Source organism: Actinoplanes sp. NPDC051513, from assembly GCF_044454685.1.
Lineage (GTDB): Bacteria > Actinomycetota > Actinomycetes > Mycobacteriales > Micromonosporaceae > Actinoplanes.
Window position 1 is genome coordinate 778,537 of record NZ_JBITDW010000002.1, and the last position, 24,797, is coordinate 803,333.

Consider the following 24,797-nt stretch of genomic DNA (forward strand, 5'->3'; position numbering starts at 1 on the left):
TTAGCCGCAAAGTAAGTCTTGACTTACTTTGCCGGCTCAGCCGGCCCCCGTCGGAACCGCAAATCCGGGAAGGCCGGCGCGAAATGTCACGGCGCCCGGCCGCCTCATTCGCCGGCCGTCCGCTGCTGGAGCCCCGTGAGCGTTGCCGTGACCGATTGGCGCCAGACGCCCACCGCCGTCGCTTCGTCGCCCAGCACGCCGCGCAACTCCAGCGACGCGAGGCCGTGGACCAGCGCGAAAAGATTCCGCCCGATGTCGAATTCGCTCCGCCCCGGGAAGACCCCCGACGCGATGCCGCGCCGCACCACCTGCAACACCCGCTCGAAGCTGCGGTACGCCAGCGCGAACAGCGGATCCGCCTGCGATGCCCCGGGCCGGACGGTGCCGAAGAACAGGTCGTAAAGTTTCGGCTTCTCCCGGGCCGCTGCCCGGTACGCGAGCGCCAGCGAAAGTATCTCGGCGATCGGATCGTCCTGCGCCGGGACCGACTCGTGATGCCGGCGCATGGTTTCGGCGACGTCGACCGAGAGCGCCCGCAACAGCCCGTCCTTGTCGTCGAAGAGGCTGTACACCGCTCGCGTCGAAGTACCCACCGCGGCCGCGACCCGGCGCACCGAGACCGCGGACGGCCCCTCGGCGTGCAGCAACTCCGCGGCGGCGGCGAGCAGAGCGGCCCGGGTTTGCGCTCCGTGCTCCTTCGGACGTCCCATGGTTCCCGACAATACCGGGACGCTGTTACGTTACGCCGTAACGAAACCGGAGGTTCCCGATGGATTTCGACGTGATCGTGGCCGGGGCCCGCCCGGCCGGCGCCGCGACGGCCATGCTGCTGGCCCGCGCGGGACTGCGCGTGCTGGCCGTCGACCGGGCCCGCTTTCCCAGCGACACCCTCTCCACCCACCAGATCCAGCTTCCGGGCGGCGCGCTGCTGCGCCGCTGGGGCATCCTCGACAAGCTGATCGAGAACGGCACGCCCGCCGCCCGCAACGTCCACTTCGACGCCGGCCCGGCCGTCCTGCGCGGCGACTACGCCGCCTTCGATGGAGTCGACGCCGTCTACAGCCCTCGCCGCACCCTGCTGGACGCTCTCCTGATCGCCGAGGCCCGCGCGGCCGGCGCCACCGTCGAGGAAAGTTTCGTCGTCGAGGGCCTGACCGGCGACGCCCGCATCACCGGTATCCGCGGGAAACTCAAGGGCGCCACCACTGCCCGCACCATCACGGCCCGCCTGGTCGTGGGGGCCGACGGCAAGCACTCGACGGTCGCGAAAGCCGTGCGGGCCCGCGCCTACCGCCACCGCCCGCCGATCTCGGCCGCCTGCTACGGCTACTTCGCCGATCTCCCGCTCAAGGGCGGCGAGGTCTACACCCGCCCCGACCGCATGGTCGGCCTGTGGCCGACCAACGACGACCTGACGATCGTCTATCTGGGCGTTCCGGTTTCGCGCTTTCCGGCGGTACGTCATCCCGAAAGTTTCCGGGCAGCGGTGTCCGAGCCCGCCGACCTGCGTGATCGCGTGGCCGCCGCGACGCTGGTCGAGCACGTCCGCGCCACCACCGACGTCCCCGGCCTGATCCGCAGGCCGTACGGGCCCGGCTGGGCCCTCGCGGGCGACGCGGGCCTGGTCATGGACCCGATCACCGGCCAGGGAATCGGCAACGCCCTGCGCGACGCCGACGCCCTCGCGGCCGCGATCCTGGCCGCTTTCGACGGCAACCGGAAAGCTTTCCACGACTACCACCGCGCCCGCGACGCCGCCCGCCGCCCGATCTACGACCTCACCGCCCGCATCGCCGCGTTCCGCCCCGACCTGGCCGGCGAGATCCTCTTTCCGGCCCTGGCCAAGGACCCGGCCCAGGTGACCAGATTCCTGGGAGTGCTGACCGGGACCATGCCCGTCCGGGACTTCTTCGACCCGCGAAACCTGCGTCGGATCGTGGGCAGCCGCGGCCTGCTACGTCTGATGGCTGCACGAGCCGGCGCCGCTCCCCGCAGGAAGGGAGCGGCGCCGGGCGATCACATCGGGCGCGACAGGCGGTAGTACGCCTGGTTCCAGCGAACCCGGTCGGCGAAATCGTAGGGCGTCGTCTTCTCGTCGATGAGCAGGAGCTCGGTGCGCTCCATGTCCGCGAAATCGCGCAGCGTTTCGGCGCCGACCGCCTGTGTCATCACCGTGTGGTGCGGGCCGCCTGCCGTCAGCCAGCACTCGGCCGAGGTCGACAGCGACGGCTCGGGCTTCCAGACCGCGCGGGCCACCGGCAGGCTGGGCAGGGGCTCGTCCGGCGGGACCACCTCGATGGCGTTGGCCACCAGGCGGAAACGATCGCCCATGTCGGCCATGCCGATCACCACGCCGGGGCCGGGGGCGGCGTCGAAGACCAGGCGCACGGGGTCCTCGCGGCCGCCGATGCCGAGCGGGTGAATTTCGCAGCGCGGGCGTTCCGCGGCGATCGTGGGGCAGACCTCGAGCATGTGCGCGCCGAGAATCTTCGGCTCGCCGGGGCCGAAGTGGTAGGTGTAGTCCTCCATGAACGACGTGCCGCGCCCGGTGCCGGCGCCCATCGCCTTCACCGAGGCGAGCAGCGCCGACGTCTTCCAGTCGCCCTCGCCGCCGAAGCCGTAGCCGTCCGCCATGAGCCGCTGGACGGCGAGCCCCGGCAGCTGCCGCAGCCCGCCCAGGTCCTCGAAGTTCGTGGTGAACGCCCCGAAACCGCCCGCGGTCAGGAACTGCCGCAGCCCGGCCTCGATCTGCGCCGCGTACCGCAGCGAATCGTGCTGATCCCCGTCCTTGCGAAGCGACGGCGCCAGGTCGTAGACGTCGGAGTACTCGGCCACCAGCGCGTCGACCTCGGCCGGCGAGACGGCGTCCACCACGGCGACGAGGTCGTTCACCCCGTACGTGTTGACGGAAACGCCGAAACGCAACTCGGCCTCGACCTTGTCGCCCTCGGTGACCGCGACGTCGCGCATGTTGTCGCCGAACCGGGCCAGGCGCAAACCTCGCAGGTGGGCGAAGCCCGCCGCGGCCCGGACCCACGCGTCGACCCGCCGCGCCACCACGGGATCGGCCGCGTGACCGGCCACCGTCTTGCGCGGCACCCCGAGCCGTGACTGGATGAACCCGAACTCCCGGTCACCGTGCGCGGCCTGGTTGAGGTTCATGAAGTCCATGTCGATCGTGGCCCACGGCAACGACCGGTTGTGCTGGGTGTGCAGGTGCAGCAGCGGCTTGCGCAGCGTGTCCAGGCCGGTGATCCACATCTTGGCCGGCGAGAACGTGTGCATCCAGGCGATCACGCCGATGACCGACGGGTCGGCGTTGGCGTCGAGCATCATCTGGCGGATCGCGCCCGAGTCGGTGAGCACCGGCTTGCCGACGATCTCGGCGCTCAGGCCGGCCGAGACCAGCATCTGCTGAATTTCCGCGGACTGCGCGGCGACCTGGTCGATGGTTTCGGGGCCGTAGAGATGCTGACTTCCGGTCAGGAACCAGATCTGAGGCTTCATGCGGCGGGCTCCTGTCCGTAGACGTTCTGGTAGCGGGCGTAGAGGGAGTCGATGTCGGCCTGGCCGATCGGGATCGGCGCGCCGATCTGCCGGGAGATGTGCACCGTGCGCGCGACGTCCTCGCACATGACGGCGGCCTTGACGGCGTCTTTCGCGGAACGGCCGATGGTGAAGACGCCGTGGTTTCGCATGAGCACGGCGGGGGAGCGGTGGGTGCGCAGCGTCTCGACGATCCCGCGGCCGATCGAGTCGTCGCCGATCAGCGCGAACGGGCCCACGGGAATCTCGCCGCCGAACTCGTCGGCGATCATCGTGAGGACGCAGGGGATCGCCTCGCCGCGGGCGGCCCACGCCGTCGCGTACGTGGAGTGCGTGTGCACCACGCCGTTCACGTGCGGCATGTGCTTGTACACGTACGCGTGGGCGGCCGTGTCGGACGACGGCTTGTGCGCCCCCTCGACGAGGTTGCCGTCGAGATCCGTGACGACCATGTTGTCCGCGCTGATCTCGTCGTAGGAGATGCCCGACGGCTTGATCACCAGCAGGTCCTCGCCGGGCACCCGCGCCGACACGTTCCCGGCGGTCCAGACCACGAGGTCGTTGCGCGGCAGCTCGGCGTGCAGCTCGGCGACCGTCTGCTTGATCTCTTTCAGCAGACTCATGCCGAAACCTTTCGCTGGATCGCCCGCAACTTGCGCATCACTTTGTTCGCCCCGCGGCCGAAATAGTCGTGCAGCGTCGAGTACTCGGCGTACAGCTCGTCGTAGATCGCCGCGGCGTCCGGGTCGGGAACGTAGGCGTTGGCCGAGACGCTGCCCATCGCGGCCGCCGCGTCACGCACGGACGGATAGGCGCCGGCCGCCGCGGCCGCATGGATGGCCGAGCCGAGCGCCGGCCCCTGCTCCGACCCGATTGCCGACAGTGGCATGTTCAGCACGTCCGCGTAGATCTGCATGAGCAGCCGGTTCTTCAGCAACCCGCCGGCGGCGATGAACTCGCGCACCGGCACGCCCGCGGCTGCGAAAGTTTCCACGATCTTGCGGGTGCCGAACGCGGTCGCCTCGATCAGCGCGCGGTAGACGTCCTCGGGCCGGGTCGCCAGGGTCTCCCCGATCAGCACGCCCGACAGCTCGTGGTCGACCAGCACCGACCGGTTGCCGTTGTGCCAGTCGAGCGCGATCAGCCCGTGCTCACCCGGCTTCTGCCCGGCGGCCAGCTCGGTGAGCTGCTCGTGTGTCGCGGAACCGCCCAGACTGTCGACATAGTGGCCGAAAATGTCGCCGACCCCGCTCTGCCCAGCCTCGTATCCCCAGAGACCGGCCACGATCCCGCCGTCGACGACCCCGCACATGCCGGGGACCTCGTGCAGTTCGTCGCTGTTCATCACGTGGCAGGTGGAGGTGCCCATGATCGCGACCATCTGGCCGGGATCGAGCGCTTTCGCGGCGGCGCTGGTGACGTGCGCGTCGACGTTGCCGACCGCGACCGCGATGCCCTCGGGAAGCCCGGTCCACTGCGCGGCCTGCGCGGTGAGCGCGCCGGCCGCGTCGCCCAGCTGCCCGATCGGCTGCTCCAGCTTGTCCGCGACAAAACTTTCGAACGCCGGGTTCAACTCGGCGAGGAAAGTGGGGGACGGATACGCCCCGTCCTGGCGGATGCCCTTGTACCCCGCGGTGCAGGCGTTCCGGACGTAACGCCCGGTGAGCTGCCAGACGATCCAGTCGGCCGCCTCGACCCAGCGGTCCATCGCCGCGTACGCGGCGGGGTCCTCCTCCAGCAGCTGCAGCCCCTTGGCGAACTCCCACTCCGAGGAGATCAGCCCGCCGTAGCGGGCGAGCCACGGCTCGCCACGCTTCGCGGCGAGCTCGTTGATGCGATCCGCTTGCGGCTGCCCGGCGTGATGTTTCCAGAGCTTCACGTACGCGTGGGGGCAGCTGCTCCATTCGGGGAGCTCGTTCAGAGGCGTCCCGTCGGCGAGGGTCGGCACCATCGTGCAGGCCGTGAAGTCGGTGCCGATCCCGATGACGTGTCCCGGGTCGATGCCGGCGGCGGCGACCGCGGCGGGCACGGCCGTCTTGAGCACGTCGATGTAGTCGGAAGGCACCTGGAGGGCCCAGTCGTGGCCCAGCGGGGTGCCGTCGGGCAGCGACTCGGTGAGGACGGCGTGGGAGTAGTCGTGCACCGCGGAGCCGAGCTCCGCGCCGTCCGAGACACGGACGACGACCGCGCGGCCGGAGAGGGTGCCGTAATCGACACCGACCACACAGGCCACGGTGGGGTCAACGGGCATGGGGGGATACCTCCACGTTGAGGGGGCGTTTCAGCATTGTTATCGCTAACAACACAGGTGTCAACGCTGCTCGGCGGGAGCAATTGTTATCGCTAACACGGTGCAGGTCAGGACGTTGCGCCGGCCGGCCGCCCGGATCTTGATGATCTGCCGTGCACTGCGCACGCCAACTCATCGACGCCGATGCTTGCGCCCCGCAACTCGTCAACGCCGACGTTCCGCGCGCGCCAACTCGTCAACGTTCGCGTTCCGCGGCGTGGCAACTCGTCAACGTTCGCGTTCCGCGGCGTGGCAACTCGTGAACGCCGGCGCGGCGCCGCCGCCTGCTCAGGCCGAGCGGCGGCGGATCCCCAGGATGCGGCGCCCGCACTCGACCAGCTGCTCCCGCTGTTCGTCCGCGCCGATGTCCGCGACCGGCGGCGTGGTCAGCGGCGCCGTCATCCCGCTCAGGAAGATGATCAGGGCGGTCGGGATGATCGGGTCGGACTTGTCGCCGATGATCTCGTCGACGATCCGGTTCCACCACCCGACCAGATCGTGGTGGTCCTCCATCAGCCGGCTCACGTACGGATCCCCGACCAGCACCGCGAACCGCGCATGGTTGCCGACGATCAGATCGACCATGCCGACCAGGAACTCGTCGAGCCGGGCGGCCCGCGACCGGTGCTCCGCGGCCCGGTCGAGGATGACGTCCAGCGACGTGAACAGGGGCGCGAGCACCCCCAGCACCAGGTCGTCCTTGCTGCGGTAGTGGTAGTACACCGCCGCCTTCGTGACGCCCATGTCGTCGGCGATCGCCTGCAGCGACGTCCCCTCGACCCCGTCGCGGGCGAACAGCCGCAGCGCGGTCTCGTGCAACTGCGCCCGGCCCGCGCCGCGCGGCCGCACCCCAGCACTCTGCGTCACGCCGTCATCGTATCGACACATGTGCGAAAAAACTAGCCGACCAGCAAGTGTGACGCTTACCGATCGGCTAGTTAATTTCTAGCCGATCGGTAAGTCTCAGCTCTACGGTGGCGGTGCCGAAACGTAAGACGGACTTCTGCCTGGGGAGGGATTTCGTGGCGACCTTGCTGTACCGGCTCGGCCGGTTCTCGTTCCGCCGACGCAAGCTGGTGGGACTGCTGTGGGTGGCGGTGCTCGTCCTGTTCGGGGTGGGCGCGGCGACCCTGTCCGGCCCGACCAGCGACGCGTTCTCGATCCCGGGCACCGAGTCCTCCCGGGCTCTTGCCATCCTCGAGGAGAAGTTCGGCGGCGGCGCCGACGGCGCGTCCGCCAAGGTCGTCTTCACCGTCACCGGCGACGCCAAGCTCACCGGCACGACCCAGAAGGCCGCCATCGAGAAGGCCGTCGCCGCGCTGGAGAAGGCGCCGCAGGTGACGAGCGTCGCCGACCCGTTCGAGGCCAGGACGGTCTCGCAGGACGGGCAGACCGCGTACGCGACCGTCACCTACGCGGTCGGCGTCACCGGCGTCACCGACGCCGCCCGCGACGCTCTGGTCGCCGCCGGCGACACCGCCAAGACCGCCGGACTCGGCGTCGAGTACTCCGGCGAGATGCTCGCCACCCAGCAGGGCGGCCACTCCAGCGAGGCGCTCGGCATCATCATCGCCGCGTTCGTCCTGGTCGTCACGTTCGGCGCGCTCGTCGCGGCCGGCCTGCCGCTGCTCACCGCGATCATCGGCGTCGCCCTGGGCATGACCGGCATCCAGATCGCCACCGGCTTCTTCGACCTGTCCTCGTCGACGAGCGCCCTCGCCACCATGCTGGGCCTCGCCGTCGGCATCGACTACGCGCTGTTCATCGTCTCCCGCTACCGGCACGAGCTTGCCGAGGGGCACGACGGCGAGGAGGCCGCGGGCCGCGCGACGGGCACCGCCGGCTCGGCCGTGGTGTTCGCCGGCCTCACCGTGATCATCGCGCTGGCGGCGCTGAGCGTCACCGGTATCCCGTTCCTGTCCGCCATGGGTCTGGCCGCCGCGTTCACCGTGGCGATGGCCGTGATCATCACGCTGACGCTGACCCCGGCGCTGCTCGGTTTCGCGGGTCGCAAGGTTCTGGCGAAGAAGGATCGGGCCGGCCGCCGCGCGGGCGCCGCGAAAGTTCCGTTCGGCGAGCGCTGGGCGCGCCTCGTACTCAAGAACCGGGTTGTCGCTCTTGTTCTTGCTCTCGGGGTGGTCGGGGCGATCGCCCTGCCCGCCCTGGACCTGCGCCTGGCCCTGCCGGACGACAGCACCGCCTCGCCCGCCTCCACCCAGCGCAAGGCCTACGACCAGCTCGCCGAGGGCTTCGGGGCCGGCTTCAACGGCCCGCTGATCGTGGTCGTCGAGAACGCCACCGCGACGACTGCGGCCGCCGCCCGGACGACCATCTCCGGGCTGAGCGACGTGGTCATGGTCACCGCCCCGGTCTTCAACAAGGCCGGCGACACCGCGATGCTCACCGTCATCCCGGGTAGCGGCGCCACCGACGAGGCCACCAAGAACCTGGTCTCGGCCATCCGCGACCTGCCCGGCGACGGCGCGGAACTTGCCGTCACCGGCACCACCGCGATCAACATCGACGTAACCGACAAGATCACCAACGCGCTGGTGCCGTACCTGGCGATCGTGGTTGGCCTCGCGTTCATCCTGCTCATGCTCGTGTTCCGCAGCATTCTGGTGCCGCTCAAGGCGACGCTCGGTTTCCTGCTCTCGGTCGGCGCGACCTTCGGCGCCGTGGTGTTCGTCTTCCAGCAGGGCCACCTGGCGAGCCTGCTCGGCGTCGACTCGACCGGCCCGATCATCAGCCTCATGCCGATCTTCCTGATCGGCATCCTGTTCGGCCTGGCCATGGACTACGAGGTCTTCCTGGTCACCCGCACCCGCGAGGAGTACGTGCACGGCGCGAGCCCGAACGACGCGGTGGTCAGCGGCATGCGGCACGGCGCCCGCGTCGTCACCGCCGCCGCGCTCATCATGATGAGCGTCTTCGCCGGCTTCATCCTGGCCGACGACACCATCATCAAGACGCTCGGTTTCGCGCTCGCGTTCGGCGTGGCGGTGGACGCTTTCCTGGTCCGCATGACGATCGTCCCGGCGGTTCTGTCGCTGTTCGGCAAGGCCGGCTGGTGGCTGCCCCGGTGGCTCGACAAGATCCTGCCCAACGTGGACGTCGAGGGCGAGGGCCTGACCAAGCAACTGGCCGCCGAAGCCGCCACGCCCGAGGAGAAAGAGCTGGTCGGAACCGCCGCCTGAAAGAAACAGAAACACCTGAAGGGGCCGCCCGCGGGTCCGCCCACCCGCGAGCGGCCCCTTCAGGCTGTCGTGGCGTCCTTCCGTTTGCCTTCCACCGCCATGCGGCCGATGGAAAGTTTCCGCCGGACGCTCACCCGGGAGCGCAGACGGCCGACGAGATGCCGGCACACCTCCTCCGGCGGCAGCCAGGACAGCCCGGCCGGCGCCGTCGGAGGCAGCGCCGGCGTCCCCGCCCCCGACGGATGCACCACGACGATCGCCGCCACCTCGCGCTTGTGCAGCCTGCGCCGCAGGTGACGGACCGCGCCGAGCAGCGGGTGCACCGACTGGCCGATGTAGGTGCCGTCGCACAGCACCCCACCCTGCGGCGTCGTCGAGTAGGCGCCCGCCGGCCAGGCCACCGGCTCGACCAGCACGACACGGTGACCGGCGCTGACCGCGAAAGCTATCGGCGGCACGCCCGTGCTGAGCCGCAGTCCCGCGATCACCCGCACCCCCGGCGCCTCACCGAGCCGCGCCAGTAGATCTCGTGTGCGCGCCGCCACCTCCTGAACGCTCATCCCGATCGGCCGCAGCGGGCGTTGCTCGCAGTCGGTCAGCCGGTCGATGCTGCCGTACAGGCGATGGGTCATCGCGCACCCCCGTCGCGTTGGCTTGATGAGGCGGAATCACACCGCGATTCGGCCACAGTGAGCTACCGGAGCGCTTCCGTTTCGGTTCCGAACATCCCGACTACCCCTCCCGGCGATGGTGCGAGCGGGCGAAATGCTCTTACCGTGACGGCGTGGCTCCGGATCGTGGCGGCGTGAGGAGGCGGCGGAGTGATCTATGGGGTGCTGGGCGAACTCGAGGTTCGCGCCTCGAGCGGCGCGCCCGTCGAGCTGCCCCGCGGCCATGCGCTGGCGGTGCTCGCCGCGCTGCTCATCCGGGCGAACCGGCAACTGTCCACTCCGGACCTGATCGAGGCCGCGTGGGGCGAGACCGACGTGCGCCCCGCGCAACTGCACAAGGCGGTCTCGGCGCTGCGCAAGCTTTTCGCCGAGGCCGGCCGGCCCGACGCGATCAAAACCTACAATCGTTTCGGGTACGGGTTGCAGGCCACCGACGACGAGTTGGACCTTCTCGCCTTCCAGCACCTCGTGGAGTGCGCCGACGCGGATCGGGCCAAGGGCGAGGCCGGCGAGGAGATCGACCACCTTCGCGACGCGCTCGGCCTGTGGCGCGGCCCGCGTCCCCTTTCGAACGTCCCGCTCGGCGCGTTCGGCCGGGAGATCGAGGCGTTGCGCGCCCGCCGCAAGCGCTGCGCGATCCGTCTCTTCACGCTGGAGATCGAACGGGGCGAGCACGCGACCGTCCTGGACGATCTCGAGCAGTTCGCCGCGGAGTACCCCGAGGACGCCCAGCTCTGCCGGCTGCGGATGATCGCGCTCTACCGGGGCGGGCACGCCGACGACGCGACCGCCGCGTACGAGAGTTTCGAGGAGGCGGGCGGCGGTGCCGACCGGACACTGCGCCGCCTCGCGTACGCCATGGCGATCCGCAACGACGACGAGGTCGCCAAGACGATCGGCGCCGAGGCCCGCCCGGCGCCGCCCGCGGTGGCGGTGAAGCCGCCGCCTCTGCCCCGCCAGCTGCCGGCCGGCCCGGCCCATTTCGTCGGCCGCGAGGGCCTGCTCGCCGAGCTCACCTGGCTGCTGCGCGAGCCCCGGATGAGGGTGCTGGTCATCTCGGGCGCGGGCGGGATGGGCAAGACCGCGCTCGCGCTGACCGCCGCGCACGCCGCCGCCGACGCGTACCCGGGCGGCCAGCTCTGGGCCGACCTGCGCGGCACCACGGGCCAGCCGTCCGATCCGGCCGAGGTGCTCGCCGAGTTCCTGCGCGGGCTGGGCGAGCCGGCCGTGCCGGAGACGCTGCGCGAACGGGCCGCGCTGTTCCGCTCGCTCGCCGCCGACCGCCGGATGCTCGTGGTGCTCGACGACGCCGCCGACAGCGCGCAGATCCGCGACATCATCCCCGGCGGTGGCGACTGCGTCGTGCTGGTCACCGCGCGGCGCCGGCTGCCCGGCATCGAGGCGGCCACCCACCAGGTCGCGCCGCTCGGCGCGCTCGATGACGAAACCGCCTCCGCGCTCTTTCGTAAGATCGTGGGGGCCGGCAACGTCGACCTCGCCGGCGAGGACGACGCGGTCGCGGCGGTGGTAGGGCTCTGCGGCGGGCTGCCGCTGGCGTTGCGCATCGCCGCGATGCTGCGGGTGGAAGATTTCCACCAGCCGACGGCCGAGCTGCTGCGCCGGCTGAGCGATCAGGGTCCCGCCGCCTTCGAGTACGGGCAGCAGAGCCTCGCCCGCACGCTGGGGGCCGGCCTGGCGCCGCTCGACGAGCGTGCCCGGACACTCTTCCTCGGCCTGGGCCTGCTCGGCCTGCCCACCTTCGGCGAGTGGGCGGCGGCCGCCGTGCTGGACGAGCCGGGCCCGGCGGCCGGCCGGGCGCTGTCCCAGCTGGCCGCCGTCGGCCTGATCGAGCCGGCCGCCGCCGGTCCGCGCTACCGCTTCCACGACCTGACCCGCGACTACGCCCGGGCCCACGCCCCGGATTCGGCCGACGTGCCGGCTCGCGTTTGCCGCGCGCTGCTCACCCTGACCCGCCGGGCGCACGAGGCGATCTACGGCGGACCGTTCGACGTGGTGCACAGCGACCTGCCCGACGTCACCGTGCCACCGGCGGAACTTTCCGCCGCGACCGCGAAACCCCTCGAATGGCTCGATCGGGAACGGCTCAACCTGCGCGCCACGATCGAGCAGGCCGCCACGCTCGGGCTCACCGAGCTGTGCTGGGACCTGGCCGTCTCGGCACACGAGTTCTACGCGCAGCGCGGCTACTTCGACGACTGGCGGGTCACCCACGAGATCGCCCTGGCCGCCTGCCGCGCGGCGGGGGACCGGCGCGGCGAGGCCCTGGTGCTGACCGCGCTGGGCCAGCCTCCGCTGGTCGCCAGCGGCAGCCCCGGCGTCTCCGGCGTGCCCGAGCTCGAGACCGCGTCGCGGCTGCTCACCGAGGCGGGGGAGCGGCACGGCCGGGCGATCGCGCTGCGCACCCTCGCCAACGCGCTGCGCCGCCGCGGTGAGCTCGCCCGGCCCCTCAAGCTGTTCACCGAGGCCCTCGACGGGTACCGGCGCAGCGGCGACGACGTGGGCGTCCAGCAGACGCTGCGCTTCATCGGCCAGACCCAGCTCGACCGCGGCGACGCCGACGCCGCGGTGCGGACGCTGCGCGAGGCCGAACGGGTGGCGCGCGAGCAGGGCAACGCACGGGTGCTCAAGCCGACGCTCTACTGGATCGGGTGCGCCCACCTCGCGCGCGGCGACCTCGGCGCGGCGGGGGAGGCGTTCGAGGAGGTCCTCGACGGCGCGCCGCCGCTGGGGCAGGCGTATGCGCTGCACGGGCTCGGCGCGCTCGCGCTCGCGGCCGGGGATCTCGACTCGGCCCGGGAACGGCTCGACCTCGCGGGCGCCCTGGCCGCCGAGGGCGCGGACGCCGGGCTCGTCGGGCGGATCTGGCTTTCGCTGGCCGCGCTCGCCCCGGCCCCCTCGCCCGTGTCACGTGCGGACGATCGGACGGCCGCCCTGCTGAGAGCCCAGGCCGCGTTCCGCTCCTGTGGGGCGATCCACCTGGAGGTCGAAGCCCTGGTGACGCTGGCCGAGGCGTACGCGTCACGGGGTTTGCCGGAAGCCGCGGCCTCGGCCCGGCGGCAGGTCGGCGAGGTCTACGACGCCACCGGCGTGCCCACGCCGGACCGCAGGCACGCCTGATCTATTGATGTCTCCTTGACACAAACACTGGAAACCGTTTAGTGTCCTAGTGACAGTAAGGTTGCGGCTTCCGGGACGTGGCGTACGACCGGGCCGGAGCGGCGAACTTGCCGTCGATTGCGCGCAGGGCACGCGCGGGGAGGCCGGCCGGCCTCCACCGCTTCCGCTCGGCCGGGCGGGGCGACAACGCGCGGGCCCATCAACCGGCAGATTTCGCAACCCTTCCCGAAAGGAATGGTCATGCGCGCTCGTCACCGACACTTCCTGGTCACGCTCATCGCCGCGATCGCCATCGCCCTGGTGGCGCCCTCCGCGGCTCCCGGCCACGCCGAGGCGATCACCTGCCCCGGCAGCACCAGCTGGGACAACCTGCTCCAGCGCTGCGTCTGACGGCAGCGCCGCGCACGTTCCGGCCCGGCCGGAGCGTGTGCGGCGAGCGATTCGACGCCGTTGCCGATGTGCGCCGGCGGCCCGGTCCCGGGTCGCCGGCGCACCGCCATTTTCGCGGCAGAGAACCGGAAGGCTTCACGGCACGCCCCCGCGGTCGTGGCGATGCTGGTCCCGTTCCCGCGCCTTGGGTCAATTCGTGAGGTCGTCGAGGTCGACGACGTGCAGCGACTCCTCCTTCTCGCGGCAGTGGGCGGGCTGGGAGTCGCGTTTGGCGCGGTCGGAGACCATGACGACGCGCTGCGGGCCGAGCCAGCACACGCCCTCGACCGTGCAGTGGCCGCTGGGGAAGCGGTGGACGCGGCCCGGGCCGGTGGCCGTCCACTTGTCCGGGGCGAGCTCGCCGACCCACAGCGCGGCGGATTCCTGGGAGAGCAGGGCGAGGCGGGCGCCGGCCAGCGAGAGGCCGGCGAAGTCGGCAAGCGGCAGGCCCGCGGGCAGGTCGACGGTGGCGACGTGCCGCCAGTTTCGCCGGCCGGGCCGAAATACCAGCAGGCCGCCGCTTTCGTGCAGGCCGAGCAGGTACACGCCGTCGTCGCGGCGGACGAACTCGAGGCCCTCGATGCCCTTGTTGGGGCGGGGGATGGGGTACTCGAGCCAGCCCGTCGCGACGAGGTGGAAACTTTCGTCGTACTCCTCGACCCGCGCCTGATGGCCGCCGTCCCGCTCGGCCGACTCGACCAGCAGGAAGAGGTGGCCGGTGACCGGGTCGCGGGCGATGTCCTCGTAGCCGTTTCCCGGTCCGGGCCCGGTCGCCGTCAGCACGTTGGCCGCCGCCCGGTCCAGATCGGCGTCGATCACGGCGATCGCGCGCAGGTTGTCGCACACGACCAGGTAGCGGCCGTCGGCGGCGATCACCCCGCTGGCCTCGAGCCGGCTCGGCGAGCCGGCCGGCAGCAGATCTCGCAGCCGAGCTCCGCGGATCACGCCGGAGGGTTTTCGTGTACGGCGGGAAAGTGCGCGCCGCTGGCCCCGGCCGGATACCGCGATCGCAGCGCGGTGAGCTGCTCGCGGGCACTGTCGCACCGCATCCGTGCGTAGTGGCGCACGCCGAGCACGAACTGCTTGTCGTGCCGCAACTCCTGCTGTTCGTGCCCCGCCCGGTAGACCTCGTCGTTGCTGAACTGCCGCCCGGTGAACGGCGCCGAGTGCGGGAAGTCCGCCTCGAGGTACGCGGAGGGGACGACCCGCGGCCAGAGCCCGTCCATCCGGCCGGTCAGCGCCTGCGGGGTGAAGTCCGTTTCCAGCAGGAAATCGAGGTGGTCGAGGTAGTACTGGGCGAAAACGTGGTTGGCGAGGAGGTTCTGCACGAGCGGGATCCGGGACAGGCCCTTGCCCTCGTGGTACGCCTTCGTGCTGGCGGGCCAGTCGAGCAGGTCGGTGTACTGCCACGCCGTGGCGAAGTAGTCGATCCCCAGGCAGTTGTCGTAGTCCCACGGGATGAACGTGAAGTACGGCCGGTCGAGGAAATCTTTCGCCCCGCCGGCCCGGCCCGAGTTGTAGAGGTAGTAGTTCGCCGGGGTCGCGAAGTAGTTGTCCCAGCTGCCGAGAAGCACGTTGAGGCCCGCCCAGCGCAGGAAAGCGCGGACGTCGAAAATTTCCTCGACGGCATCGGCGTCCAGCGGCCGGTCGTTGATGACCCGGATGAGGCGCGCCAGGTCGTCGTACCCGTTGAGGTCCTGATCGTCCTCGTTGGTCTTGAGCCGGTAGGTCAGGTCGGGGTGGTCGTGCCGGGTGAAGTACTGCCGGCCGCTGTCGTCGCCGCCGGGTCCCACGCGGTGCTCGAGGGTCGCGCAGCCGATGTCGCCGCAGTAGGCCTTGTACAGGTTGCCGCGAAAGTTGGCGCCGAAATTGTCGCGCAGGAAGCCCTTGTCGACCTGCTCGATCAGCGAGTACAGCCCCTGGTAGCCACCGTTGATCGCGACCCGGGCGTAGGTGTGCCGCGCCGCCGGCACGCCCGCGCGGCGCAGCAGCGGCCAGGCGATCCCCTCGCGCATCTGGGACGGGTCGTTGTACATCGACTTGAGGTTGAGCCGCGGCATCCCGACGATCTTGTCGTCGTCCTCGCCCGGCTCGACGTCGACCTTCCACGACCGCTTCGGCGCGAATTTCGTCTTGTTGCCGCTGTTCACCAGCGAAAATGTCGTCGTCGTGAAGAGCACCCCGGCGTCGTCGGGCGGCGGAACCCGCCGCTGGTCCGCCGGATCCGCGCGCCACACGCCGATCCGCGCGTCGCCGGTGGCCACCACCGGCTCCTCCGGCTTCATCTCGGCGGCCGGCCAGTCGGTGATCGCGACCTGGTACATCGTCCGGGCGAAGAACTCCTCCTTTCCGATGGAGCTTTTCGCGTACGTGCCGGCCAGCCGTTCCGCTTCGGGTCCCGGGCCGGCCGTTCCCTGGATGGCGGCGAAGAGCGCCTCGAACTCCACTTTCGTCCGCAGTGTCGCGTCGCCGGGCCCGGCCGGACGGTTCGCCGCGGCCGCGAGGTCCCGGGCGATCCCGGACGGCACGTCGGCCACCACGATCGCCCGGTCCTCGAGCATCTGCCGGAACTGCTTCTCGTCCATCCCACGATGAGGCGCCCGCCAGGCCCGGGGGAGAAGAGCTGAGTCGGAGATCTGCCTGCCGATCACCCGGAAGTGAGGACAAACCCGGCCCGTCTTATCGGTGCAGATGCAGCTCGGCCGGCTCCGGCGGCAGGTCCTCGACACCCACCTCGACCGCCTCGTCGTGGCGCTTGCGGGCCGGCGGCAGCGCGAGCGACGCGATCACGGCGATCACCGCGACCGCCGCGCAGGCCCAGAAACCGGTCGTGAACGCCTGGTCGGTGGGGATGCCCTGGGGCGTCGTGTCCGAGGCGACGATCGCGGCGACCACCGCGCTGCCGACGCTGCCGCCGACCGTGCGGACGATCGCGTTGACGCCGGTCGCCTCGCCGGTGTGGGTCGCCGGCACGGTCTCGATGATGGCGTTGGACATGGCCGCGAAGACGAGTCCGATGCCGGCGCCGGTCAGGAAGCCGGAGATCAGCAGGTGCCACACCTGGTCGTGGACGATCGCGGGCAGGGCGAAGGCCGCGACCACCGCGACCGAGCCGAGGAACAGCGGCAGTTTCGGGCCGTACTTTCGCTCGAGCAGGCCGGAAAGCGGGCCGAAGACCAGCATCATCAGCGTGGTCGGCAGCAGGAACAGGCCCGCCTGCGAGACGCTCTTGCCGAAGCCGTACCCGGTGATGGCCGGCAGCTCGAGCAGCGTCGGGATCAGCAGGAAAGTGCCGAACATCGCGAAGCCGAAGGTCAGGCCGACGATGTTGGTCGTCCAGACGCCCCGCAGCGCCATCAGCCGCATGTTGATGAGCGGCTCCTTGACCCGCAGCTCCACCAGCACGAAAACCACGAGCGCGATGGCCCCGACGATCAGCAGCGTCACGGTCCTGGTGTCGGCCCACCCCCACTCGCGGCCCTTGCTGATCGCCAGCAGCAGGCCGACCAGCGACACCGAGAGGATCCCGGCGCCGAGCACGTCGAGTTTGCCGGGCGCGCGCACCGGCGACTCGGGCACGCCGAAGGCCACGCCGGCCAGCGCGATGCCGATCAGCACCAGCGGCAGCCAGAACAGCCAGTGCCAGGAGAGGTGGTCGACGATCGGGCCGGCGGCCACGATGCCCAGCCCCGCGCCGATGCCGAAGATCGCCGAGAGCAGGCCGACCACGACGCCGACCTTCTCGCGGGGCAACTCGTCGCGGACGATCCCGATCGACAGCGGCAGGATCGCGCCGGCGGCGCCCTGCAGCGCGCGGGCGGCGATCAGCACCGGCAGGCTGGGCGCGAGGGCGGCGAGCAGCGTGCCGGCGGCGAGGATCACCAGCACGGCGAGCATGACCCGCCGCTTGCCGACCATGTCGCCGAGCCGGCCGAGGATCGGCGTGAGCACCGAGGCGGCGAGCAGGTACGCGGTGAGCACCCAGCTGATGTCCTCGGTCGAGGCGCCGAGGTCGTGCGCGATCACCGGCAGCGCCGGCGCGACGAGCGACTGGAGCACGGCGAAGGCGAGGCCGCCGAGCGAGAGGAAGAGCACGACGCGTCCGGTGCGTGCTTGTTTCATGGATGTCCCCCGGGACACGAAAGTAAACGTCTGCTGACTTGGCGACGGTAGACCCGCGCCCCGGATAAGTCAACGCGCGTTTACTTCAGGTGTCCGGCCGGTTACGCTTTCGGCGTGACCGACGCACCGCCCCGCCGCCGCGACGCGGCGAAAACCCGACAGCTCCTTCTCGACGCGGCCCGCCGGCGGTTCGCGGAGGACGGGTACGCGGCCACGACGGTCCGCGACATCGCCGACGACGCCGGGGTCAACGTGGCGTTGATCAGCCGCTACTTCGCGTCCAAGGAGGGGCTGTTCGAGGCGTGCCTGCGCAACGCGGGCGAAGACCTGCGGCGCAGCACCGGCGAAATCGGCCTCGACCGCATCGCGTCGACGATGGCCGCCCACATCGCGGGCTCGTCGTCCGGCGCCATGGCCGGCCAGCTCGCGCTGATGCTGCGATCCTCGGGCGACGAGCGCGCCGACGAGATCCGGCTCGACGTGCTGCGCGGGTCCGCCGAACGCCTGGCCGCCCTGGCCGGCGGCGAGCAATCGCTGCTCGGCGCCCAGATGGTTTTCGCGGCCGCCATCGGCATCTCGCTGTTGCGCTCGTCGATCCGCATGGAACCGATCGCGTCGGCGTCCGAAGCCCAGCTGGAGGGCCATCTGCGCAAGCTGATCGATGCTCTGCTGCCGCCGGCCGGGATGCGGTGATTGCCGGCGGTCGATAGCTTGGGCCGCATGTCGCGCTCTTTCGCTCTCGCCGCCGTCGCCGCTCTCGGGCTCGTCCTGGGCGCCGCCACCCCGGCAAACGCCATCGCCGACGGCGATCCGGTTCCCGACGGGCACTACACGTTCTCGGTAAAGCTGACCATGACCGGCATCCCGACCGCGGACGGCGGCAAGCGGAACAGCGCCTGCTCCGGCGCGCTGGTCTCGCCGCGCTGGGTGATCACCGCCGGTCATTGCTTCCGCGATGCGAACAACGTGCGCGTCGATCACCCGGTGGCCGACCTGACCACCGCCACAGTCGGCCGCACCGACCTGACCGACACCGATCACGGCATCGAGGCGACGGTCATCGCCGTCCGGCAGTCCCCGACGGCCGACGTCGCCCTGGCCGAGATCGACACTCCCGCCTGGCATGTCCGTCCGATCCGGCTGTCCGCAAAGGCGCCCGGCATCGGCGACATCCTCCGTGTCACCGGCTACGGCTCGACCACGAGCGTCAACCCCACGCCGGTGACCCACCTGCGGACCGGCCAGCTGCAGGTGGTCTCCGTGAGCGACGCCGTGGTCGGGCTGCACGGTTACGCGCCCGCCGCCGACACGACCCCCTGCCCGTACGACTCGGGTGGTCCTTATTTCGTCGAGCGCAAGAAACACGCGCCCGAGCTGGTCGCCGTGGTGAGCAACGGCCCGAGTTGCCCGCATACCGCCACCGAGAACGCCGCCCGCGTCGACAACATCGCCGCCTGGGTCCACACCGTCCTCTCGTCGCGGTAGGCCGGTCGGCCCATCCCGGCTGCCCGACCGGCGGGGGTACGCGGCGCGGCCGAGGATTTACCTTCGGTCGGTGGCAATCCCCTTCGACCTGTGGGGCCAACGCGGGTATCCGCACGCCGACGTCGTCGGCGAGTCGCACTACGCCAGCGCGATCCGGGACGTCCTCGGCAACGACTTCAAGGTGGACGGCAGCGAGGTCATGGCGGTTGCCGAGCTCGTGCCCGAGCCCGGCAACCGGCACGACCAGAACGCGGTCGCCGTGCGGATCGGCGGTCAGCTCGTCGGCTACCTGCCCCGCGACGAGGCCGCCCGGTACTCGCCGGCGCTCTTCCATCTGGTGACGCAGGGCTGGTCGCCGCAGGTGGCGTGCCGGGTGTGGGGCGCGTCGTGGGACGGAAACTTTCGCGGTTCGGTACGCCTCGATCTCGCCGAACCGCACCTGCTCGCGCCCGCGAATCTGCCCCCGAGCGGCGCGCACCGCCTGCTGCCGCCGGGACACGCCATCCAGGTGACCGGCGAGGAGCAGCATCTGGACGCGTTGCTGCCGTTCCTGCGACCCGAGGGGGAGTGCTGGGCACACGCGACCCCTGCACGAGGTGGTGGAGCAGTCGGCCCGCACCGCGAAGGTGGTGGTGGAGGTCCGCATCGACGGGGCGCGGGTGGGCAAGCTCAGCCCGAAGATGAGCGGCGACCTGCTGCCGGCCGTTCAGCATCTCGCCGGGCAGGAACGTGCCACGGTGGCGCGCGCCCTGGTCAAGGGCAACCGGATCAAGGCGGAGGTGACGCTGTACGCCCTGCGGGCGCACGAGCTCCCGCACAGCTGGCTGGGACCGGCCGCGCCCGCCCCGGTGATCGCAGCCGCAGCCGTGGCCGCCCCGGTGATCGCGGCCGCAGCCGTGGCCGCCCCGGTGATCGCGGCCGTGGCCGCGCCGCACCGGCCCGTTCCGCCGCCGCCGACCGGTGTGCGGTTCGCGGTGCCACCCGGCTGGCCGCAGCCGCCGGACGGATGGACGCCGCCGCCCGGCTGGACCCCCGACCCGTCCTGGCCGCCCGCTCCGGAGGGCTGGCAATGGTGGGAGCTCGTCTGGGAGTAGTCAGGCGCGGCCGTCCCGCAAGTCGAGCGGATGTTCGGGGTCAAGGCTCGCCGCCGAACGTCTGTCTTCCGCGCGGTTAAGAACAGACGACTTGTGCGAGCGGGGAATGTAGATCTTTTGACTGACCCGGGATGCGTTCAGTGATTGACTCTGCGCCATGCCGATCAAACGGTACGGAGTTCTCCGGGCGGCCGTCGTGGACCGCCGGATCGAGACCACGGATACGCCTCATTATCAAATTCATTTGCGGGCCGACGGAGTGGATTACCGGGCCGCGGTCAATGTGCGGTCGCAGCAGCGGCCGCCGGAACTGCTTTACGTCGCGGTCGACGACTTCAAGCATCCGATCCTCGACCGGGTGGGTGGGCTGCCCGACGGCTTCACCGAGCTGACCAGCGACGGGACGGGCGCTGCCCTCGACTGCATTCGCGGAAATCTGTTCCAGCGGCAGCAGATGCGTCCGGTACCGACGGCCGAGCCGGGCCCCGAGAACGACCTCGGCGATTTTCTCGACCATTATGTGCGGCGCGCTCTCGGCGACGATGCGGCGCGGGCGTTCGTGTTCGGCCAGGCGTGGGGCCCGGAACCGGCCACTCCGGACAAGGTATTCCATTTCTCGCCCGGCAACGGCGTCCACGACGTCCATATGAATCAGGGCAACAGCGGGCGTTTCGCCGACGACGACGGCGTTTTCCAGGATGGCGGCCTGCTGCTGAATTTCCCCGGCAGCGAGACGGGTGAATGGGTGGCGATCTTCCTGGCGTTCCAGTCGCAGTCGTTCCACACCGACGACACGACCGGCCACACGCTCCCCGACGTGCCCGAGCCGGGCCCCGCGCCCACGCCGAGCCCCGGCGAGCCCGACCACCTGGTGCGCATCGTCGGCGCGCTGGCCAACCCGGTCGGTCCCGCGCCCGAGCACGAAACTGTCACACTCCTCAACACCTCACCGGCCGAGATCGACCTGGCCGGCTGGCAGCTCGCCGATCGCGCCGGCAACAAACTTTCGCTCACCGGTCGCCTGGCCGCAGGCGAAACCACGCGGGTGACTGTCGCGCCCCCGGTCCAGCTGGGCAACCGGGGCGGCACGATCACCCTGCTCGATGCCCGGGGCCTCAAGGTCGATGGCGTCGCCTACACCGCCGACCAGTCCACCCGGGAGGGCTGGACGATCACATTCTGAAAACCGCGATTCCGTACGGCCTGAGCACACGCGCCCGAATCTCGCTTCAGGTCATGGCCGCGGCCCGCGGCAGCCCCGGCGTGGTCGACGCGGTCGCCCACCACGGCCCGCCCTCGACGGCATGAGCGCGCGCGGGCCGGCCGAGCGAGACGGGCCGGCCCGGCTGTCACGCCGGGGTGAGGCGGATCGCGGTCCACGAAACCGGGGGCAGCGACGCGTGCAGTTCGCCGTCCTCGACCCACGCCGTCTCGTTCGCATGGGGGACGACGCGGTCCGGCTGCTGCTCGGTGTTGGCGGCGGCCAGGTCGTCGTCGGACAGGGTCCAGGACTCGGCCACCCGGAAGGCCCGCCCGAAACCGGCCACCCCGACGGCGAGGTCGGCCGGTTCGGTGAGCGAGCGGTTCACCACGAGAACCGCCACGTCGCCCGTGGCGTCGTCATGGGTGGCGACGGCGTCGAGCGTGGGCACGTCGCCGAAGCGGGCCGTCGAGTACAGCGGCGCGCGCATCTCGACGCGGAGCACCTCGCCGCGGGCCAGCCGGGACGTCAGCGCGAACGGGTGGAAGATCGTCTGCCGCCACGCGGGGCCGCCCGGCTCGGAGCGGATCGGGGCGATCACGTTCACCAGCTGCGCCTGGCAGGCGGCGGTCACCCGGTCGCTGTGCCGCAGCAGCGAGATCAGCAGGCTGCCGACCACCACCGCGTCGGCGACGTCGTACTGGTCCTCGATGACGCGCGGCGCGATCGGCCACTCCGACGTCTGCCGGGTCGCCTCGAACTTCGACTGGGCCCAGACGTTCCACTCGTCGAACGAGATCTGCAGCTTCTTCTTGCTCTTCAGCCGCGCGCCGACGCTGTCCGCGGTGGCGACCACGCTGTTCACGAAATGGTCCATGTCCACCGCCGAAGCGAGGAAACTTGCCACGTCCCCGCCGATCGGCTCGTAATACGCGTGCGCCGAGATGTAGTCGACCGCGTCGTACGAAAGCTCGAGGACCTGAGACTCCCACGCGGCGAACGTCGGCATCGATGAGTTGGAGCTGCCGCACGCGATTAGCTCGAGCCCCGGCTCGGCGGCCTTCAGCGCCCGCGCCGTTTCCGCCGCCAATCGCCCGTACTCGACAGCGGTTTTGTGCCCGGTCTGCCACGGCCCGTCGAGCTCGTTGCCGAGGCAGAACATCCGGATCGCGTAGGGCTTGTCCGAACCGAAACTCCGGCGCAGGTCGGACAGGCGGGTGCCGGACGGGTGGTTGAGGTATTCGTGCACGTCGAGCGCCTCCTGGACGCCGCGGGTGCCGAGGTTCAGGGCGTACATGACCTCGACGTCCGCCTTCTCGGCCCAGCGCATGAACTCGTCGATGCCGACCTCGTTGGTCTCCAGCGAATGCCAGGCGAGATCGCGCCGAACCGGGCGGTCGGCGACCGGCCCGATGCCGTCCTCCCAGCGATAGCCGGACACGAAATTTCCGCCGGGATAGCGCACGATCGACACGCCCAGCTCGCGGGTGAGCGCCAGCACGTCCTGCCGGAAACCGTCGGCGTCGGCGGTCGGGTGGGACGGCTCGTAGATGCCGGTGTAGACGCAGCGGCCCATGTGCTCGACGAACGAGCCGAAGGTGCGGCGGGAGACCGGCGCGATGGTGAAGGCGGGGTCGAGGCGAAACGAAGCGGAAAGCACGGGACTCCCAGGATGCGAGCAGGGCAGGAGGGCGAGCGCGGCGTGCGGGCGGCGCGGCGTGCGGGCGGCGCGGCGTGCGGACGGCGCGGCGTGCGGACGGCGCGGCGGCGGACGGCCGGCGAGGCGGCGGGCGGCGGGCGGGATCACTTGAGGCTGCCCACCGACAGGCCGCCCTGCCAGTACTTCTGCAGGGTGAGGAAGGCGATGATCAGCGGGATGATCGACACCAGCGAGCCGATGATGATCAGGTTCCACAGCGACTGCCCGCCGCCGTTGTTGGAGCTGGCCAGCTGCGACCACAGGCCGATGCCGACGGTCAGCGGGTAGAGCTTCGAGCTGGACAGCATGGTCAGCGGCAGGAAGAAGTTGTTCCAGGTGGCGACGATCGACAGCAGCAGCACGGTCACCACGCCGGGCCGCATGAGCGGCAGCGCCACCCGCCAGAACGTGCGCAGCTCGCCGGCGCCGTCGATGCGGGCCGCGTCGAGCAGCTCGTCGGGGACGGATGCGCCGGCGTACACCCGCATCAGATAGACGGCGAACGGGCTGAGCAGTGACGGCAGGATCACCGCCCAGATGGTGTCGATCAGGCCGACTTTCGACATCATCACGAAAGTGGGGATGACCAGCGCCGTCAGCGGCACCATCACCGAGCCCAGCACCAGCGCGAAGACGATGTTGCGGCCGCGGAAGGAGAATTTCGCGAAACCGTAGCCGGCCAGCACCGAGATGACCGTGCAGCCGATGCCGCCGGCGAAAGCGTAGAGCGCCGAGTTCCCGAGCCAGCGCAGATACTCGCCGTTGTTGAAGGTGAAGAGGTCGTGCAGGTTGTCGAAGAGGTGGAACCCGTGGAACCACAGCGCCCCGGTGCCCGAGAAAAGGCCCTCGGCGTTCTTCGTGCTGGCCACCACGAGCCACCACGCCGGGATGAGGAAGTAGCAGCACAGGGCCAGCAAGAGGAGTTTCGCCCAGACATGACGAGGCCTGTTCATGTGAAGAGGCTTCCTCTCTTACGAGTGACGAACATGAAGATCGCGACGGCCACGAACACCACGAAACCGAGCGCGAAAGAAATCGCCGACGCGTAGTTGAACTGCGCATAGTTGAAGGCGAGCTCGTACGCGTAGATGTTCGGGGTGAAGTCCGGCGTGATCGAGCCGTTCGCGATCGGGCGCAGGATCTGCGGCTCGGAGAAGAACTGCAGCGTGCCGATCAGCGAGAAGACCAGGATCAGCGCGAGCGCCGACCGGACCATCGGAACCTTGACCCGCCAGGCGATCTGCGCGGACGACGCGCCGTCGATCCGCGCGGCCTCGTAGATCGTCGAGTCGATGCCCTTGAGCGCCGCGTAGATGATGATCATGTAGTAGCCGGCCCACTGCCAGGTCACCACGTTGAGCAGGCCGTAGTAGACGTTGCCCTGGCTGAGCAGGAACGGCGCCCGCACGTCGAAGAACGAGGAGATCTGCTCGATCGGGCCGAACGTCGGGCTGTAGAGGAAGCCCCACATGAGCGCGCCGAGGACGACCGGGATCGCGTACGGAAGGAAGATCACCAACCGTGAGAAGCGCGCGATACGCCCGGTGAGCTCGTCGAGCAGCAGCGCCGCGACGAGCGCCACGATGATCTGCAGCGGGATCACCACGACGCTGAACCGCAGCACGAACCACAGGCCCTTGCGGAACGAGGGGTCGAAGAAGGCGCGGGTGTAGTTGTCGAACCCGGCGAACGTCGTGCCCGTGGCGAGGCCTTTGGTCCAAAGACTCAAATAGCCCGCGTACGCCAGCGGCGCCACCAGGAACGCGGCGAACACCACCAGGAACGGAAGGATGAACAGCCAGCCCGCGAGGCCTTTGCGCTTTCGCGCTCTCGTGGCCGGGGCGGCCGATGACGAGGCTGTGCCGGCGCTGACCGGCGTCTCGACTGCCATTTTCGTGCGCTCCAAGAAATAGAGCCGGGCGGCG

At 70.5% G+C, this 24,797-nt stretch carries 20 protein-coding genes and 1 pseudogene; 9 read left to right on the plus strand and 12 right to left on the minus strand.

Features of this window, described 5'->3' with window-relative positions; translation table 11 throughout:
- Positions 1 to 104 precede the first annotated feature (104 nt).
- Positions 105 to 710 carry a TetR/AcrR family transcriptional regulator gene (locus tag ACIA5D_RS08875; RefSeq protein WP_396029282.1) on the minus strand — a complete coding sequence of 202 codons (606 nt, stop codon included), beginning with the start codon at positions 708 to 710 and terminating at the stop codon, positions 105 to 107.
- 59 nt (positions 711 to 769) lie between these two features.
- Between ACIA5D_RS08875 and ACIA5D_RS08880 the strand changes: the two genes are divergently transcribed.
- Positions 770 to 2,041, plus strand: coding sequence for an NAD(P)/FAD-dependent oxidoreductase (locus ACIA5D_RS08880; protein WP_396029283.1), 1,272 nt, complete (start codon positions 770 to 772; stop codon positions 2,039 to 2,041).
- Here the strand turns inward: ACIA5D_RS08880 and araA are convergent.
- The 4 genes from araA to ACIA5D_RS08900 form a co-directional block, all read right to left on the minus strand.
- Positions 2,017 to 3,507, minus strand: coding sequence for an L-arabinose isomerase (gene araA / locus ACIA5D_RS08885; RefSeq protein ID WP_396029284.1), 1,491 nt, complete (start codon positions 3,505 to 3,507; stop codon positions 2,017 to 2,019). The genes ACIA5D_RS08880 and araA overlap by 25 nt on opposite strands.
- On the minus strand, positions 3,504 to 4,169 hold the full coding sequence (locus ACIA5D_RS08890; protein ID WP_396029285.1) for an L-ribulose-5-phosphate 4-epimerase: 666 nt from the start codon (positions 4,167 to 4,169) through the stop codon (positions 3,504 to 3,506). The genes araA and ACIA5D_RS08890 overlap by 4 nt, the downstream gene beginning before the upstream one ends.
- On the minus strand, positions 4,166 to 5,797 hold the full coding sequence (araB, locus tag ACIA5D_RS08895; RefSeq protein WP_396029286.1) for a ribulokinase: 1,632 nt from the start codon (positions 5,795 to 5,797) through the stop codon (positions 4,166 to 4,168). The genes ACIA5D_RS08890 and araB overlap by 4 nt, the downstream gene beginning before the upstream one ends.
- Positions 5,798 to 6,124: 327 nt before the next feature.
- Positions 6,125 to 6,703 (minus strand): TetR/AcrR family transcriptional regulator, encoded by a 579-nt coding sequence (locus ACIA5D_RS08900; RefSeq protein ID WP_396029287.1) that lies wholly within the window; start codon positions 6,701 to 6,703, stop codon positions 6,125 to 6,127.
- Between the two features lie 155 nt (positions 6,704 to 6,858).
- Here ACIA5D_RS08900 and ACIA5D_RS08905 point away from each other — a divergent pair, with 155 nt between their 5' ends.
- Complete coding sequence (locus tag ACIA5D_RS08905; RefSeq protein ID WP_396029288.1) at positions 6,859 to 9,033, plus strand: MMPL family transporter; 2,175 nt, start codon at positions 6,859 to 6,861, stop codon at positions 9,031 to 9,033.
- Positions 9,034 to 9,092: 59 nt separating this feature from the next.
- Here ACIA5D_RS08905 and ACIA5D_RS08910 read toward each other — a convergent pair whose 3' ends face one another.
- The gene (locus tag ACIA5D_RS08910) at positions 9,093 to 9,665 is read right to left on the minus strand and encodes a hypothetical protein (RefSeq protein ID WP_396029289.1); all 573 of its coding nucleotides are present in this window, start codon (positions 9,663 to 9,665) and stop codon (positions 9,093 to 9,095) included.
- Between the two features lie 189 nt (positions 9,666 to 9,854).
- On the opposite strand from ACIA5D_RS08910, the gene ACIA5D_RS08915 reads away from it, so the two are divergent.
- The gene (locus ACIA5D_RS08915) at positions 9,855 to 12,842 is read left to right on the plus strand and encodes an AfsR/SARP family transcriptional regulator (protein WP_396029290.1); all 2,988 of its coding nucleotides are present in this window, start codon (positions 9,855 to 9,857) and stop codon (positions 12,840 to 12,842) included.
- A gap of 240 nt (positions 12,843 to 13,082) precedes the next feature.
- Positions 13,083 to 13,232: a hypothetical protein gene (locus ACIA5D_RS08920; protein ID WP_396029291.1), complete on the plus strand. Its 150-nt coding sequence runs from the start codon at positions 13,083 to 13,085 to the stop codon at positions 13,230 to 13,232.
- A 189-nt stretch (positions 13,233 to 13,421) separates the two neighbouring features.
- Here the strand turns inward: ACIA5D_RS08920 and ACIA5D_RS08925 are convergent, their stop codons facing one another.
- The 3 genes from ACIA5D_RS08925 to ACIA5D_RS08935 all read right to left on the minus strand — a co-directional run bounded on the left by ACIA5D_RS08925 (position 13,422) and on the right by ACIA5D_RS08935 (position 17,393).
- Positions 13,422 to 14,216, minus strand: coding sequence for a hypothetical protein (locus tag ACIA5D_RS08925; protein WP_396029292.1), 795 nt, complete (start codon positions 14,214 to 14,216; stop codon positions 13,422 to 13,424).
- Positions 14,213 to 15,856, minus strand: coding sequence for a CotH kinase family protein (locus ACIA5D_RS08930; RefSeq protein WP_396029293.1), 1,644 nt, complete (start codon positions 15,854 to 15,856; stop codon positions 14,213 to 14,215). The genes ACIA5D_RS08925 and ACIA5D_RS08930 overlap by 4 nt, the downstream gene beginning before the upstream one ends.
- 94 nt (positions 15,857 to 15,950) lie before the next feature.
- Positions 15,951 to 17,393, minus strand: a complete 1,443-nt coding sequence (locus ACIA5D_RS08935; RefSeq protein WP_396029294.1) for an MFS transporter — start codon at positions 17,391 to 17,393, stop codon at positions 15,951 to 15,953.
- Between the two features lie 114 nt (positions 17,394 to 17,507).
- Between ACIA5D_RS08935 and ACIA5D_RS08940 the strand changes: the two genes are divergently transcribed.
- The 5 genes and pseudogenes from ACIA5D_RS08940 to ACIA5D_RS08960 all read left to right on the plus strand — a co-directional run bounded on the left by ACIA5D_RS08940 (position 17,508) and on the right by ACIA5D_RS08960 (position 21,155).
- Positions 17,508 to 18,086, plus strand: coding sequence for a TetR family transcriptional regulator (locus tag ACIA5D_RS08940; RefSeq protein ID WP_396029295.1), 579 nt, complete (start codon positions 17,508 to 17,510; stop codon positions 18,084 to 18,086).
- Between the two features lie 27 nt (positions 18,087 to 18,113).
- The gene (locus ACIA5D_RS08945) at positions 18,114 to 18,878 is read left to right on the plus strand and encodes a S1 family peptidase (RefSeq protein WP_396029296.1); all 765 of its coding nucleotides are present in this window, start codon (positions 18,114 to 18,116) and stop codon (positions 18,876 to 18,878) included.
- 199 nt (positions 18,879 to 19,077) lie between these two features.
- A pseudogene (locus ACIA5D_RS08950) lies at positions 19,078 to 19,194 on the plus strand (HIRAN domain-containing protein); the annotation flags it as partial.
- Between the two features lie 280 nt (positions 19,195 to 19,474).
- Positions 19,475 to 19,972, plus strand: coding sequence for a hypothetical protein (locus tag ACIA5D_RS08955; RefSeq protein WP_396029509.1), 498 nt, complete (start codon positions 19,475 to 19,477; stop codon positions 19,970 to 19,972).
- A gap of 157 nt (positions 19,973 to 20,129) precedes the next feature.
- On the plus strand, positions 20,130 to 21,155 hold the full coding sequence (locus ACIA5D_RS08960) for a DUF2278 family protein (protein WP_396029297.1): 1,026 nt from the start codon (positions 20,130 to 20,132) through the stop codon (positions 21,153 to 21,155).
- A gap of 166 nt (positions 21,156 to 21,321) precedes the next feature.
- Here the strand turns inward: ACIA5D_RS08960 and ACIA5D_RS08965 are convergent, their stop codons facing one another.
- From ACIA5D_RS08965 to ACIA5D_RS08975, 3 genes are all read right to left on the minus strand, one after another.
- Positions 21,322 to 22,833, minus strand: coding sequence for an alpha-N-arabinofuranosidase (locus ACIA5D_RS08965; protein WP_396029504.1), 1,512 nt, complete (start codon positions 22,831 to 22,833; stop codon positions 21,322 to 21,324).
- A gap of 143 nt (positions 22,834 to 22,976) precedes the next feature.
- The gene (locus ACIA5D_RS08970; protein WP_396029298.1) at positions 22,977 to 23,825 is read right to left on the minus strand and encodes a carbohydrate ABC transporter permease; all 849 of its coding nucleotides are present in this window, start codon (positions 23,823 to 23,825) and stop codon (positions 22,977 to 22,979) included.
- Positions 23,822 to 24,763, minus strand: coding sequence for a carbohydrate ABC transporter permease (locus ACIA5D_RS08975; protein ID WP_396029299.1), 942 nt, complete (start codon positions 24,761 to 24,763; stop codon positions 23,822 to 23,824). The genes ACIA5D_RS08970 and ACIA5D_RS08975 overlap by 4 nt, the downstream gene beginning before the upstream one ends.
- Positions 24,764 to 24,797: the final 34 nt, after the last annotated feature.